The following is a 13,731-nucleotide window of genomic DNA, read 5'->3' on the forward strand; positions in this document are numbered from 1 at the left end:
GCTCACCCCGGGCCGAAGGCCCGGTACGCGCGACGCAGCCGTTCCAGCAGGCCCGGCCCACCGATGGCCGGCGCCGGCGGGCCGAGCTGGCGCAGCAGGAGATCCGGCCCGGTCGCCAGTCGGGGCGGCCGGTCAGGAAGCGGCACCGGTGCCGCCCAGAAGCGGTCCGCCGCCTCCGCGAGGGGGGTGGCCGCCAGCCCGGCGAGCGCCCGGGCCGCACCGACCGGCGGCAGCACGTCCACGGCGTCCACAACCGACGGCACCGCGTCCGGCCTGGACGGGCCGGGAGGCACCGCCGTGCCGGTGGCCTCGGCTCGGCGGGCGCGCAACCTGTCGAGCAGGTCCGCGCGGGAGCGGCCACGCCAGTGCAGCAGCTCGAACGGGTCCGCGTCGAACGCCTCGGCGAGCAGATAGAACGTGGCCGCGAGGTGCTTGCACGGCACCGCGAAGTCGGGGCAGTTGCAGCGCTGGGTCAGCTCGTCCACGGCGGCCGGGAACAGCGGGGCGCCCGCCGCCACGAACAGCTCCTCCAGCTCGTCGGGCAGGTCCCCGGCGAGCAGGCGGGCGCTGAAGAACGCCTGCCCGGCCAGCTCGTCCTCGATCCGGGTCCAGAGCGCGGCCGGGAACGCCGCCAGCGCGATGGAGACCTCGTACGGGCGGGGTCGCGAGCCCTGCACCTGGGCGGTGACCCGGCCCGGCGCGATGTCCAGCCGGAGCACCTGACCCGCCCGCGCGTACGACCGGCCCCGGGTCAGCCGGGTGCCGAGCGCGAACGACTCCAGCACCTCCAGGAAGCGCCGGGACCACCAGGACCTGCCGATAGCGCCCCGGGCGCTGCGTGCCCGCAGCCCGCCGTCGACCTTGCGGGGACGGCCGTAGTCGGCGAAACGGTCGGTGCTCATCACTCCACCACCGCCCCGGCCTCCAGGGCGAACAGGTCCCGCAACTGACCCGTGGACAGCTCGGTGATCCACTGCTCGCCGGTGCCCACCACCCGCTGGGCGAGCGCGCGCTTGTCGGCGATCATCGCGGCGACCTTCTCCTCCACGGTGCCGGCGCAGACGAACTTGCGGACCTGCACCCGCCTGCGCTGCCCGATCCGGAACGCCCGGTCGGTGGCCTGGTCCTCGACCGCCGGGTTCCACCACCGGTCCACGTGCACCACGTGGTTGGCCGCGGTCAGGGTGAGCCCGGTGCCACCGGCCTTGAGGGAGAGGACGAACAGCGGCGGCCCGTCCGCCGACTGGAAGCGCTGTACCAGGGCGTCCCGCTCGGCCTTGCCGAGGCCACCGTGCAGGAACAGCACCTCCCGGCCGAACCGCGCCGAGAGGTGACCGCGCAACATCGCGCCGAACTCCGCGTACTGGGTGAACAGCAGTGCCCGCTCCCCCGCCGCCAGCACCTCCTCCAGGATCTCGGTGAGCCGGGAGAGCTTGCCGGAGCGGCCCTCCAGCGCCGAGCCGTCGCGCAGCAGCTGGGCGGGGTGGTTGCAGACCTGCTTGAGCCGGGTCATCGTGGCCAGCACCAGCCCGCGTCGCTCGATGCCGTCACTGGTCTCGATCCGGGCCAGCATGTCGTCGACGACCACCCGGTACAGGGCGGCCTGCTCGGCGGTGAGGTTGCAGAGCACCTCCATCTCCAGCTTCTCCGGCAGGTCGGAGATGATGGACGAGTCGGTCTTGAGCCGGCGCAGCACGAACGGACCGGTGATCCGGCGCAGCCGCTCGGCGGCCTCGGCGTCGCCGTGCCGCTCGATCGGCTCGGCGAATCGCTTGCGGAACGTCGCCGCCGGGCCGAGCAGCCCCGGATTGGCGAACTGCATGATCGACCACAGGTCCGCGAGCCGGTTCTCCACGGGCGTACCGGTCACCGCCACCCGCTGCCGGGCCGGCAGCGCGCGGACCGCCTCGGCCTGCCGGGTGGAGGCGTTCTTGATCGCCTGCGCCTCGTCCACCACCACCCGGTGCCAGTCGATGCCGGCCAGGTCCACGGCATCGCGCGCGGCCACCGAGTAGGTGGTGAGAACCAGGTCCGCGCCGTGTGCGGCAGTCGTGAACTCCGCCCCCCGCGCCCGCTCCGCCCCATGGTGTACGTGCACCCGCAGCCCCGGGGTGAACCGGGCCGCCTCCCGCTGCCAGTTGCCGACAAGCGACATCGGACAGACCAGCAGGGTCGGCCCCGCCTCCGGCGGATCCCCGGCGAGCAGCGCCAGCAACTGCACCGTCTTGCCCAACCCCATGTCGTCGGCGAGCACCCCGCCCAGGCCGAGTGACCGCAGGAACGCCAGCCAGGCCAGACCCCGCCGCTGGTACGGCCGCAGCGTCCCCTGGAAACCGGGCGGCGGGTCGAGCGGGGTGAGCCGGCGCTCGACCGCACCGGCGAGCAGGTCGCCCAACGCCCCGTCGGCGGTCACCTCCAGCACCGGCAACGCCTCGGTGTCGTCACCGTCGGCGAGCCCGAGGCGCAACAGGTCGGCGACGCTCAACTCGCCCGCCGAGCGGAGCAGACGCAGGCCGGCCGCGAGCCGACCGGGGTTCAGCTCCACCCACCGACCACGCAGTCGTACCAGCGGGGTCTTCAGCTCGGCCAGCGCCGCCAACTCGTCGGCGGACAGCGGCTGGTCGCCGAGCGCGATCTCCCAGCGGTAGTCGACGAGCGCGTCCAGTCCGACGCCGGCCTCGGTACCGGCCACCGTGCCGGGCGCGGTCCGGCTGCGGGCGCGCAGCCGGGCACCGAGTCGCGCCGACGGGCGCTGCCACCAGGAGGGCAGCAGCACCCCGAAGCCGGCGGCGTGCAGCACGGGCGCGCCCTCGCTGAGGAACCGGTGCGCGCCCTCGACGTCCAGCTCCATCGCCTCGGGCGCGGCGGTGCGCAGCGCGGCGTCCAGGTCGGGCCAGAGCCGGCTGGCCCGACCCAGCTCGGCGAGCAGGGTCTCCTGCGGGCTGGCCGTCCGGTCGGCGAGACCGTCGACCGTGTGCGCCCGCCACACCTCCGCCGCGTCGATGTGCAGGCCCGGCTCGTCGGCCGCCTGCAACCCGAACTCCAGCCGCCACCGCCCGCCGACGACCGGGGCCTCCTCGACGAGGCCGGCCTCCACCAACCCGGCCGGGTCGCCGGGCAGCGGGCGGGTGGCCAGAATCGGCTCGGTGACCTCGTCGGGGACCGGCTCCACCAGACGGAAGCTGGCCCGGACCGCGCCGCCCGCCGCGTCCCGCTGCCAGTCGTCCAGCTCGGCGCGGAGGATGTCCAGCGCCGCCTGGTCGACAGTGAAATCGCGGCGAGGGCCGGCGAGCGCGGCCAGCCAGGCGGGCGCCGGCCCACCCGGGCGCACGCCTCGGGCCAGCGTCGTGGTCGCGAGGGCCGCCCGGGCGGCGGCGTCGGTGAGCGCGTCGAGCGCGTCCGCGACAAGCGCCGCGGCCGTCAACTCGGACCCGTCCGGCCCGTCGGACCCCGAGATGGCGAAGGCGGGGGCCGGGGCGGCGGCGGCAGGGGCTGCGGCAGCGCCTCGGGCGGGCGGGACAGGGGCGGGCGGAACAGCGGCGACGAGGGACGCGCCGGCCGTGGAGGCCGTGGCCGTGGACGCACCGGCCGTGGACCCGCCGGCCGTGGCCGTGGAGGCCGTGGCCGTGGATACGCCGGCCGTGGACACGCTGGCCGTGGCCGTGGAGGCCGTGGCCGTGGACCCGCCGGCCGTGGACGCCGTCGCTGCTCGGGCGGCGGGTGGCAGGGCCAGGGCCAATGACCGCGCCCAGCCGGCGTCGGTGCCGGTCAGCAGCGGCCGCCAGATCGCCCGCGCCGGCACCTGCGCTTGCGTCGGCACCTGCATCGGCGTCTGCATGTGCGTCTGCGTCGACAGCAGCGCTTGCGCCTCCGGCGACGGGGCGTCGGCCGTCGGCTCGGCCGCGCCGCCACCCGGGGTCTGGATGCCGGCCGTTGTGACGCCGGGAAGGACGCGGCCTCTGCTCACCAGGTCGGCGGCGAAGTCGGCAAGCTCGGCGAGGTGACGCAGGGTCGCCCCGGGCACCGCCGGGAGGTCGTCCAGGGCGCGCAGGAGAGGCAGGGCGTCGTCCGGGGCGTACACCAGGGTGGGCACCCGCCACGCGGCCAGGGTGAGCCGGCCGCGGGCCGGGGGTGCGACGCTGGCCCGGATCAGTTCGGGTGAGTCGGTCGGTGCACCCGCCCGGGTGGGCAGGGTGAGCAGCGCGGTGGCCGGGCGGGCCGGTTCGGCGGCGTCGGCGAGGGCCGCGACCAGGTCGGCGTGCCCGGCGGCGAAGGGGTGCGGGCGTTCCCGGGGTGGCCGGCCGGAGCGGGCGGCGGGGGGCGGCGCGGCGCTGTCCTCGGCCCAGACGGCGAGGCCGGCGGTCGAGCCAGAGCCGGGCAACCACAGCCCGTGGATGACCAGCACCTACTCCCCCTCGTCGCCGCCCGCGCCCAGGATAGGCGGCCCCGCGGCGGCGCCGGCGCACCCCTCGCGCGATCGTGCGGTTCCGGTCGACGTTGTGCGCTGCATGCCCGTTATGCCCGCGATCGAAAGTGCAAGATCGGCGAGGGGACGCATGGGTTAGCGTCGACGCGTGGAGGATCTGCTGGTTGTTGGCGGGCTTGGGGTGGACGTGCGGGTCCGGGTGCCCGCGCTGCCGCTGCCGGCCGCCGATTCGCACACCGTCGAGCCGATCGAGCTGCGGATCGGCAACACCGGCGCCGGGGTGGCGCTGGCCGGTCGGGCGCTCGGCCTGCGGGTACGGGTGGTCGACACCCTCGGCGCGGACCCGGCCGGCGATCTGGTCCGGGCGGCGCTGACCCGGGCCGGGGTGCCGGCGGTGCTGGCGCAGGACCGCAGTGGCACCCGACGGTCGGTGAACCTGGTGGACCCCGGCGGCCGCCGCACCTCGCTGTACGACCCGCGCCCGTGGCGGGGCGACCCGCCGTTCTCGCCCGGCCGGATCGCCGAACTGGTCCGGGACGTCCGGCACGTACACCTCTCGATCATGGACTGGGTGGTGCCGTTGCTGCCCGCCGTGCGGGCCGCGCTCCCGGCGGGCGCGTCGCTCTCCACCGACCTGCACGACTGGGACGGCACCAACCCCTACCACCGGCCGTTCGCCGAGGTCGCCGACCTGGTCCTGGTCAGCGGGGTGCGGCTGGGCGAGCGGGCCGCGGCGCTCGCCGGCACGCTGGCGCCCCGGACCGTGGTGGTGACGCGGGGCGCGGACGGCGCCGAGCTGTACCCGGGCGACGGCACGCGGGTGCCGGTGCCGCCCGCCGCCGCGCCCGGGGCGGTGGTGGACAGCAACGGGGCCGGCGACGCGTTCGCGGCCGGGCTGATCGCCGGCCGGCTGCGGGGCGAGCCCCTGACGGAGGCGGCCCGGTACGCGGCACGGGTCGCCGCGGCGGCCTGCGCCCACGACGGCATGGAGTATCCGCCGGGCCTGCTACCAGCAGGATGACGACGAAAACCGGGCTCAGAGCGCGCCTGTCGACCCGTCGCTCAGTTCGCGCAGGATGTCGGCGTGGCCGGCGTGCCGGGCCGTCTCCTCGATCAGGTGGACCAGGATCCAACGCACCGACACCTCACCGAGCTGCGGGTGCGGCACCACGTGGTCGAGGTCGAAACGCGCGGCGACCGCCCGAGAGCGGGCGCAGGCCCGCTCGTACGCTTCGGCGAGCCCGTCGACCGTGTCACGCTCGTCGAGGGTGAAGCTCGCGACCGCGTCCTCCTCCGAGTTCAGGTAGACGTCGTCCGGCTCCGGCGCCAGCAGCACCGGGAACCAGTTCCGCTCGACCAGCGTCAGGTGCTTGAGAAGCCCGGCGAGCGTGGTCGCGGAGGGCACCAGCCGGCGGGTCGCCTCGGCATCGGACAGGCCGCGCACCTTGCGCAGCACCACGGCACGGTGGAAGTCGAGGAACGAGTCCAACACGGCGCGCTCGTCGCCAACGCGGGCGAGCACCGGGCCGAGCGTCGGATCGATGGTCTGCTCCGCCATTCGCCGACCCTAACGACGTCGGGGCCGCCGCGCTGCCCCGCATCCCGCTGCGAGGCGCGCTCGCGACAGGCAGGATGGGCGCATGGCTTCATCCGTGCAGATTCTCCTCGTCGGCGGCGCGGCGGACGGGCAGACCGTGACCGTCGAGCTGGACACCAACGACCGCCCCCCGCTCACCCACCACCACCTCGGGTCCGGTGGGTTGGCCGAGGCGCAGATCTACGAGTTGGAGTCCGCCCGCGAGGAGAGCCGCGAGTGGCGCTACCGGTGGACCGGCCCGGCGGTGTGATCGCGGTCAGGCCCGGGTGAGGCTCTGACTGCGCAGCCTGTCCAGCACGCCACGGGTGACCTCCGCGGTGCCCCGGGCCTGCTCGCAGACCTCGGCGACCCGGCGGGCGGTGGCCTCGGCGCGTTCCGCGCGTTCGTCCCACAGCCGGTCGACCTCCGCCAGCAGCGGCCCCTCCACCTCCCGCTCCACACCACGCAGCGCCGGCACACCGAGCCGCTGGGCCAGGTCGAAGACCTTGCCGGCGTACGGCAGCGGCAGGAACGGCGTGCCCACCATCGCCGCGAAGATCAGAAAGTGCAGGCGCATGCCGACGGCCAGATCGAAGTGGCGCATCAGCCCGAGCACCTGCTCCGGCGAGTAGGTGCCGTGCAGGATGCGCCCCCGCTCGGCGGCGACCATGTGCGACAGCACCCCGTGGGCGTGCCGGATGTCGTCGCGTTCCATCGGCACGAACAGCACGTACGCGTCGATGCGGTGCACCAGGAAGTCACCGATCTGGGCGAGCAGCCGGTGATAGCCGTCGACGTCGAGGCGTTCCGCGGCCCGTCCCGGCTCCCGCACGCTGATCCCGACCAGCCTCTTACCGGCCGGCACCCCCTCCTCGGCGAGCAGGTGCGCCGGGAAGTCGGCGGGCTGCAACAGGAACGCCGGGTCGGCGGTGACCGTGATCGGGTTGAGCAGTCCCGCCTCTTCCAGGACCATCCGGGACTCCTGGTCGCGGACTGTCACCTGGGTCGCGCCGGCGAGCGTCTCGCGGACCATGCCGGTGTCGACGGCGTCGCTGAGCGGCCCGACGCCCACCGCGTACGTGATGAGGGGCAGGCCGCGTTCCTGGGCGACCCGGACGACCCGCAGGTAGCGGCGGGCCTCCCGGTCGTAGAGGATCCCGCCGCCGCCCAGGATGAGCAGGTCGAGCTGGGCCAGCACCAACGCCGAGTCGGTACGACTGACGCCCTCCCAGGGCACCGCCTCCACGTCGGGGTGCGCGGCCCGGGTGTGTTCCGGGTTGCGGGAGAAGACGATGATCCGGGCGTTCGGCTCCTGCATGCGTAGATCGGTGAGCAGACCGGTCAGGATCGCCTCGTCGCCGAGGTTCCGGCCGCCGTACGAGCCGAGCACACCGATGGTCAGTCCGGCGCCATGCGTCATCCGTCGCTCCTCCCCAGGTGCGGTCCGCCACGGTTTCCCGCTGGTCAGGCGAACAGTCCTGGTCCGGCGCCGGGGGTAGCTCAGCCCGCCGGGTCGAGGCGCTTGGCCATCTGCTGCGCGGTGACCTCGAAGCCCAGACTCCGGTAGAGCCCGGTCGCCACGGTGTTCGTGCCGAAGACGTTCAACCCCAGCTCGGGCACGCCGAGTGCCGCCAGTTCGGCCTCGATGAGCTGGATCATCCGCCGCGCGTGCCCGCGCCCCTGGTACGCCGGATGGACCTCGATGTTCAGAATCCACGCCTGCGTCGGACCGCCAGCGGTACCCACCCCGGGCAGGCTCACCCAGATCCACCCGACCTCGGTGTCGCCGACCCGCGCCACCCGCAGCAGCACTCCCTCGGTGGCCGCGCCCGCCGGCAGCCCTTCCCGCATTTGTTGCGCCGACCTCTCCCGGGCCGCCTCCGGGGTCATGCCCCGGTGCGCGACCAGATCCTCGGCGTAGCCCACCTCCAGCGGTTCCCACAGCCGGGCCAGTTCCTCTTCGGTCATCGGCGTCAACGTCAGCTCCACCGGGGCCTCCCCTTCGATCTCGGATTCAGCGCGTAGTGCAGCAGAACAGCCCCGACGCCGCCACCGGGAAATGGGTTGTTCGGCGAGGCGGGCCGGGCGCACCGTGTGTGGATGCAGCGGACAGCGACGCGGATCGGCTGGGGTGATCTGCCGGCGGCGGTCCGGTCCGCGGTGGAGGGCATCATCGGTGACCGGGTGGTCGAGGCGGTGTCCCAGCCGGGCGGTTTCTCGCCGGGCACCGCCGACCGGGTCCGCACCGATACCGGCCGGCGAGCCTTCGTGAAGGCGGTCAGCCCGGCGCAGAACCCGGACAGCCCGGTCATGCACCGCGCCGAGGCCCGTACCGCCGGCGCGCTGCCGGCGACGGCGCCGACGCCCCGCCTGCTGGGCTGCCACGACGACGGCGAGTGGGTGGCGCTGGTCTTCTCCGACGTGGACGGACGGCACCCGACAACCCCGTGGCGGGCCGACGAGCTGACAGGCGTGCTGGACGTCCTGGAGGCGATGGCCGTCGCGCTCACCCCCAGCCCCGTCGGGCACGTGCCGGCCGCCGCCGAGCTGCTGGCCGGGGACTTCGCCGGCTGGCACCGGATCGCCGCCGACCCGCCGGATCGGCTGGACCCGTGGGCCCGGGCGCACCTGGACCAGCTGCGCGCCGCCGCCGACGAGGGCGTCGCCGCGCTGACCGGAGACACCCTCTGCCACCTGGACGTGCGGGCCGACAACCTGCTGCTCGACGCCGCCGGGACGGTGACAGTGGTCGACTGGCCGTGGGCCTGCCGGGGGCCCGCCTGGCTGGACACCGCGTTGCTGCTGGTGAACGTCCGGCTGCACGGCGGGCACGACACCGAGGCACTGCTGCGCCGGCTGCCGCTCACCGCCGGTGTCGACCCTGCCGCGCTCACCGGGGTGTACGCCGGCCTGGCCGGCTTCTTCGCCGACAGCGCCCGCCGCCCATCACCCATCGGCATCCCCACCGTACGGGCGTTCCAGCAGGCCCAGGCCGACGCGTTGCTCCCCTGGCTGGCCCAGCGACTCGGCTGACCCCGCCGTCTCGGCAGGGCTGGCGGTCAGCGTGCCGCAGCCGCTGCCAACCCGTACGCCAGGTGCGTCAGGTCGACCAGCCGCAGGTCACCGTCGAGTCCCTTGAGCGCGGCGGTCATCGCGCCTGCCGCGCGCCCGGCCCGCACCCCGACCTCGGCGTCCTCGACGACCAGGCAGCGCGACGGTGACACGTCGAGCAGCGCGGCGGCCCGCAGGTAGCCCTCCGGGTCCGGCTTGCCCGCGCGTACGTCCTCGACTGTGACAAGCACGGGCGCGGCGATGCCGGCGGCACAGAGGCGGGCCTGCGCCAACCGGACGTCGGCGCTTGTCACCACCGCCCAGGGCAACCCCAACCGGGGCAGCGCCGACAGCAGTTCGTGGGCGCCCGGGGTGGCGGTCACGTCGGACAGGTCGTCGTACTGCAACGCCAGTTGCCGGCCCGCCGCCACGGCGACCGCCGCGTCGTCCAGCGCGGGAAGCAGCCGGCGGATCGTCTGGTCGGCGGGTCTGCCGTGCGCGATCGCGAGTGCCGCCGCCGGCTCGACGGCGTACTCGGAGGCCCAGCGCTCCCAGGCCCGCTCGACGGCGGCGTCGGAGTCGACAAGCGTGCCGTCCATGTCGAACAGCACCGCATCGACGTCCGCCAGCTCCACGACCACGCTCCCCCCGTACGCTCCGTTGCGAGAATAGGGCGTCACTGACCGCTGGCGGAAAACGGACCCGGCGCTGGGAACGAGTGGTCCGATGGCCGCCAGACCCGACCACGAGCCGCCGACATGATCGTTTGCATGACGACGACGACACTTGACGGCAAGGCCGCCCTGGTGACCGGGGGCTCCCGCGGCATCGGGGCCGGTATCGCGCTGCGCCTCGCACAGGACGGGGCCGACGTGGCGCTCACCTACCGGCAGAACGCCGAGCGGGCGGCGGCCGTGGTGAAGCAGATCGAGGCGCTGGGCCGGCGGGCGTACGCCATCCAGGTCGACAACGCCGACCCGGACGCCGTTCACGACGCGGTGGACAGCGCCGCCGCCGAGCTGGGCCGGCTGGACATCCTGATCAACAACGCGGCGGTGTTCCTGGTCGGCGCCGTCGGCGATCTCGGCGCAACGGAGCTGGAGCAGACGATCGCCGTGAACGTGCGGGCGCCGTACCTCGCCGTGCGGGCCGCGCTGCGGCACCTGGACGACGGTGGACGGATCATCAGCATCGGCAGCAACGTCGGGGAACGGGCGGTCTTCCCCGGGCTGGCGCTCTACGCGATGAGCAAGACCGCTCTCGTCGGATTGACCCGGGGCCTGGCCCGCGAGCTGGGCCCCCGGGGCATCACCGTCAACCTGGTCAACCCGGGGCCCACCGACACCGACGCCAACCCGGCCGACGGGCCGAACGCGGGGACCATCGCCGGCTTCACCGCCCTCGGCCGCTACGCTCGCGCCGCCGAGATAGCGGCCACCGTCGCACACCTGGCCAGCCCCGAAGCCGGGTACGTGACCGGCGCGGTGATCAACGTAGACGGCGGCTTCACGAGCTGAGGAACGCTCGTCGCGGCGGGTCGCCCACCGGTCGGCGCTCTCCTGACGGGCGACGGTGAGCTGGTGGGCGCCGACCGCACCTGAGCCCGACGGGCCGCCGAAAACAGGATCACGTTGTGTAGGCACGGTTGATACAGTGACGCCTTTCCCTTGATCAACAAAGGACGTCGCCATGACCGGGGCTGAACCTGCCGCAAGCCCGCCGCCGGATCCCACCCCGGCGTCAGATGCAACTCCAGATCCCGCTGTCGCGCTGGACACGTCGCCCGAGCTCGCGTCCACGCCGGACCAGGCGCCAGCCATGCAGCTGCCACCGCAGCCGGGCTACCCGACCGGCACACCCGGGTGGGTTGCCGCCGAGCCGCCCACCAGCTCGAACCGCACCGCCATCGTCGCCGCCGTCGTCGGAGGCGTCGTGGTCGTCCTGCTGGTGCTGTGCCTCGGCCTGGTCAGCGGCTTCTTCCTGCTGCGCGACAGGGAGACCACCGCGTCCGGCCCGGACGCCACCGCGCCGGCGCGCCCCCCGACCGACCGCGGCCCGATCGCCAGCCCCTCCCCCAGCCTCTCCGAGGAACCCGTCGTGCAGGGGCCGCAGGCCAGCGCGTACCCGGCGGAGAAGATCGAGGACCTGAACCGGGTGTGCGACGAGGACATCTACTACCCCGAGTTGCCCAAGCGCGCCGGCAAGGCACCGCACCCGGTCGTTCTGCTCCTGTCGGACACCCCTGGCCTGCGCCACAAGGACGGCGGCTACTACTACGACCTGGGCCTGTCCAAGAAGGTCGAGCAGACATGGTCCTCGGAGGACCCCAGGATCGTGCAGATGGTCGCCTGCCTGGACCGGGTCAGCTCCGGCTCGACGATCCGGACCTGCAAGTTCGACGATCCGAAGCCGCAGAGCCTGCCGCTGGTGCGGACCAGTTGGCGTCTGCGGGTGTACGAGGCGGCGACCGGCCGCAAGCTGCTGGAGAAGAAGCTGAGCGGCGACGACCAGAAGTGCCCGTACGTCGTCCTGGTCGGCGCCGACAGGAAGATCTACGCCAAGGTCAGTGATCGGGCGGCGATCGTGGCACTACGCAACCTGGTGACCAGGTAGTCCCCGGTCAGCGCGGCGGATCCTCGCCGGTGAGGCCGTCCACCGACTCTCGGATCAGGTCGGCGTGCCCGACGTGCCGCGCGTACTCCTCGATCAGGTCGACCAGGACGCGGCGCAGGCTCGGCACCCGACCGTCGGGCCACTCGCCCCGGGCCAACTGCTCCGGGCCGCCGTCGGCGAGCAACTCGGCGACGGTGGCCCGGGAGCGGGCCACCGCCTCCCGCCACAGCGTGTAGAGCTGGTCGGGGGTGTCGTCGGCTGCCGATCGCCAGTCCCAGCCGGGGTTGGCGTCCCAGTCGACGGTGTCCCACGGCGGTCCTGGTGAGCGGCCGGCCAGCTTCAACGAGAAGTAGAGATCCTCGACCAGCGCCAGATGCTTGAGCAGCCCGCCCAGGGTGATCGACGACGGACCGAGCGTCGCCCGCAGCCCGGCCGCGTCGAGCCCACCGGTCTTCCACGCCAGGGTGGCGCGCTGACGGTCCAGGGAGCCCAGCAGGGTGGCGGTCTCGTCGCCCGCTACCGGCGGCTCCGGGTGACCGTGCTCATTCGCGTTGGTCATGGTGGTCGACGCTAGCGGGCCGACCGAGGGCGGTCCAGGCAGACCGTCTACGCCCACTTCCCGTCCCGCGAGCACCTGCTGGCGGCGGTCGTCGACCGGATCACCGACGAGGCCGCCGCCGCGATGGACGCCGCCCAGCCGGACACCGGCTCGGCCGCCGACGCGCTGCTGCGCGTCCTGCGGGCCGGCAGTCGCACCGCGGCGCGCTATCCGGAAGCTGATCCGACCGGCCGGCCGTGCGTGACGGTACCGTCGGCACGCAGAGCCGACGCCGAGCGAGGACGGAGCGACACAAGTGCCGAGAACCCCACAGCCGAGCCGTACGGCGGTGCTTGTCTGCCAGGGCCGCGCGGCGGCGGACGGCCTGGTCGCTCCCGGCCGTTTCGCGGACCCGACGGCCGTGCGCCTGCTCCGCGCCGACGAGCGCGAGGCCGTCGAGTGGGTACGCGGCGCTGCTGTTCCCCAGCCGTGGCGGCAACGGGTCGACTACGAGACGGTGCGGGCCAACGCCGAGATGATCGTGCCCCGCACGGTCGCGATCGACGACGCCGTACGGGCGCACCCGACCCCGCAGGTGGTGATCCTTGGAGCCGGGCTGGACGGTCGCGCCTGGCGGATGCCGGAGCTCGCCGGTGCGACGGTCTTCGAGGTCGACCAGCCGAGCAGCCAACGCGACAAGCGGGAACGCGCCGAGGGTCTGCCCGGCACCGGACCGACGTTCGTCGCGGTGGACTTCGGCCGCGACCGGCTCGCCGAGGCGCTGGCAGCCGCCGGGCATCACCCCAGCGAGCCGACGACGTGGATCTGGGAAGGCGTCGTGCCGTATCTGACCAGGGCCGAGGTGTCTACGACGGTCGCCGCGATCGCCGCCTGCTCGGCGCCGCACAGCCGTCTCATCGTCAACTTCCAACTGCCCGGGATATCTCTGACGCTGGGCCGGCTCGTCGCACGGCTGCTGATGGCGTCCACCGGCCGGCGGAGCGTCTGGGCGAAGGAGCCATGGCGCTCGACCTGGACACCCGACGCCATGGCCACCCTGCTCGCCCGCCACGGCTTCACCGTCACCGGCGACCACGACCTGCTCGACACGGCGCGGGCACTCGCCCTACCGGTCCGCCGTGCCACGTCACTCGCCCACAGCCGGGTGATGGTCGCGGATCGCGCCTGACTCTGGCGGGGCTACGGCCTCAGCGCCGGGTGCGCTTTCGGCGTACGGCCCAGACACCACCCGCGACCGCCACCACCGTCGGCAGCAGACAACAGATGCTGAGGAGTACGAGGTGCCACGGTTTGATTGCGCCCATAGCCGCGAAGGCTAGCGGGCGTGGTCAACGGCGGGCCGCCGACTCGGGCGGTGTCCGCCGCCAGGTCCAAGAGATCCAAACCTGCCGAACTCATGGTCTCCCGCCTGCTCGACGGTGACCGCCGGCCACCGGACCGGGTGCTGCTCACCCACCACCTTGAGGTCGACCGCAATAGATGTACATTCATGGATGGATGGATGGC

At 74.0% G+C, this 13,731-nt stretch carries 13 protein-coding genes; 6 read left to right on the top strand and 7 right to left on the bottom strand.

Features of this window, described 5'->3' with window-relative positions:
• Window positions 1–2 precede the first annotated feature (2 nt).
• Both AB0K10_RS14210 and AB0K10_RS14215 read right to left on the bottom strand, forming a co-directional pair.
• On the bottom strand, window positions 3–902 hold the full coding sequence (locus AB0K10_RS14210; RefSeq protein WP_363683317.1) for an SWIM zinc finger family protein: 900 nt from the start codon (window positions 900–902) through the stop codon (window positions 3–5).
• Complete coding sequence (locus tag AB0K10_RS14215) at window positions 902–4,405, bottom strand: DEAD/DEAH box helicase (protein ID WP_363683319.1); 3,504 nt, start codon at window positions 4,403–4,405, stop codon at window positions 902–904. The genes AB0K10_RS14210 and AB0K10_RS14215 overlap by 1 nt, the downstream gene beginning before the upstream one ends.
• Before the next feature lie 169 nt (window positions 4,406–4,574).
• On the opposite strand from AB0K10_RS14215, the gene AB0K10_RS14220 reads away from it, so the two are divergent.
• Complete coding sequence (locus AB0K10_RS14220; RefSeq protein ID WP_363683321.1) at window positions 4,575–5,447, top strand: PfkB family carbohydrate kinase; 873 nt, start codon at window positions 4,575–4,577, stop codon at window positions 5,445–5,447.
• Window positions 5,448–5,462: 15 nt separating this feature from the next.
• On the opposite strand, the gene AB0K10_RS14225 is transcribed toward AB0K10_RS14220, so the two are convergent.
• Window positions 5,463–5,984 carry a DinB family protein gene (locus AB0K10_RS14225; RefSeq protein WP_363683323.1) on the bottom strand — a complete coding sequence of 174 codons (522 nt, stop codon included), beginning with the start codon at window positions 5,982–5,984 and terminating at the stop codon, window positions 5,463–5,465.
• Window positions 5,985–6,066: 82 nt separating this feature from the next.
• Here AB0K10_RS14225 and AB0K10_RS14230 point away from each other — a divergent pair, with 82 nt between their 5' ends.
• A complete protein-coding gene (locus AB0K10_RS14230) occupies window positions 6,067–6,273 on the top strand; it encodes a hypothetical protein (protein ID WP_363683325.1) in 207 nt (68 codons plus the stop codon).
• A gap of 6 nt (window positions 6,274–6,279) precedes the next feature.
• Here the strand turns inward: AB0K10_RS14230 and AB0K10_RS14235 are convergent, their stop codons facing one another.
• The gene (locus AB0K10_RS14235) at window positions 6,280–7,422 is read right to left on the bottom strand and encodes a polysaccharide pyruvyl transferase family protein (protein ID WP_363683327.1); all 1,143 of its coding nucleotides are present in this window, start codon (window positions 7,420–7,422) and stop codon (window positions 6,280–6,282) included.
• Between the two features lie 80 nt (window positions 7,423–7,502).
• Window positions 7,503–7,991: an N-acetyltransferase gene (locus AB0K10_RS14240; protein WP_363683329.1), complete on the bottom strand. Its 489-nt coding sequence runs from the start codon at window positions 7,989–7,991 to the stop codon at window positions 7,503–7,505.
• A 111-nt stretch (window positions 7,992–8,102) separates the two neighbouring features.
• Between AB0K10_RS14240 and AB0K10_RS14245 the strand changes: the two genes are divergently transcribed.
• The gene (locus AB0K10_RS14245) at window positions 8,103–9,035 is read left to right on the top strand and encodes a phosphotransferase (protein ID WP_363683331.1); all 933 of its coding nucleotides are present in this window, start codon (window positions 8,103–8,105) and stop codon (window positions 9,033–9,035) included.
• 26 nt (window positions 9,036–9,061) lie between these two features.
• Here the strand turns inward: AB0K10_RS14245 and AB0K10_RS14250 are convergent, their stop codons facing one another.
• The gene (locus AB0K10_RS14250) at window positions 9,062–9,688 is read right to left on the bottom strand and encodes an HAD-IA family hydrolase (RefSeq protein WP_363683333.1); all 627 of its coding nucleotides are present in this window, start codon (window positions 9,686–9,688) and stop codon (window positions 9,062–9,064) included.
• Between the two features lie 135 nt (window positions 9,689–9,823).
• Here AB0K10_RS14250 and AB0K10_RS14255 point away from each other — a divergent pair, with 135 nt between their 5' ends.
• A complete protein-coding gene (locus tag AB0K10_RS14255) occupies window positions 9,824–10,570 on the top strand; it encodes an SDR family oxidoreductase (protein WP_363683335.1) in 747 nt (248 codons plus the stop codon).
• A 301-nt stretch (window positions 10,571–10,871) separates the two neighbouring features.
• Complete coding sequence (locus tag AB0K10_RS14260; RefSeq protein ID WP_363683337.1) at window positions 10,872–11,666, top strand: hypothetical protein; 795 nt, start codon at window positions 10,872–10,874, stop codon at window positions 11,664–11,666.
• Window positions 11,667–11,673: 7 nt separating this feature from the next.
• On the opposite strand, the gene AB0K10_RS14265 is transcribed toward AB0K10_RS14260, so the two are convergent.
• The gene (locus AB0K10_RS14265) at window positions 11,674–12,225 is read right to left on the bottom strand and encodes a DinB family protein (protein ID WP_363683339.1); all 552 of its coding nucleotides are present in this window, start codon (window positions 12,223–12,225) and stop codon (window positions 11,674–11,676) included.
• A 295-nt stretch (window positions 12,226–12,520) separates the two neighbouring features.
• Here AB0K10_RS14265 and AB0K10_RS14270 point away from each other — a divergent pair, with 295 nt between their 5' ends.
• Window positions 12,521–13,393: a class I SAM-dependent methyltransferase gene (locus AB0K10_RS14270; RefSeq protein WP_363683341.1), complete on the top strand. Its 873-nt coding sequence runs from the start codon at window positions 12,521–12,523 to the stop codon at window positions 13,391–13,393.
• Window positions 13,394–13,731: the final 338 nt, after the last annotated feature.

The organism is Micromonospora sp. NPDC049274 (assembly GCF_040678875.1).
Lineage (GTDB): Bacteria > Actinomycetota > Actinomycetes > Mycobacteriales > Micromonosporaceae > Micromonospora.

What these genes read in the sequence shown, in the direction of transcription:
- AB0K10_RS14260 (WP_363683337.1), top strand. Translation starts at nt 10,872, where the DNA reads ATGCAGCTGCCACCGCAGCCGGGCTACCCGACCGGCACACCCGGGTGG.
- AB0K10_RS14225 (WP_363683323.1), bottom strand. Translation starts at nt 5,984, where the DNA reads ATGGCGGAGCAGACCATCGATCCGACGCTCGGCCCGGTGCTCGCCCGC.
- AB0K10_RS14245 (WP_363683331.1), top strand. Translation starts at nt 8,103, where the DNA reads ATGCAGCGGACAGCGACGCGGATCGGCTGGGGTGATCTGCCGGCGGCG.
- AB0K10_RS14210 (WP_363683317.1), bottom strand. Translation starts at nt 902, where the DNA reads ATGAGCACCGACCGTTTCGCCGACTACGGCCGTCCCCGCAAGGTCGAC.
- AB0K10_RS14255 (WP_363683335.1), top strand. Translation starts at nt 9,824, where the DNA reads ATGACGACGACGACACTTGACGGCAAGGCCGCCCTGGTGACCGGGGGC.
- AB0K10_RS14265 (WP_363683339.1), bottom strand. Translation starts at nt 12,225, where the DNA reads ATGACCAACGCGAATGAGCACGGTCACCCGGAGCCGCCGGTAGCGGGC.
- AB0K10_RS14230 (WP_363683325.1), top strand. Translation starts at nt 6,067, where the DNA reads ATGGCTTCATCCGTGCAGATTCTCCTCGTCGGCGGCGCGGCGGACGGG.
- AB0K10_RS14235 (WP_363683327.1), bottom strand. Translation starts at nt 7,422, where the DNA reads ATGACGCATGGCGCCGGACTGACCATCGGTGTGCTCGGCTCGTACGGC.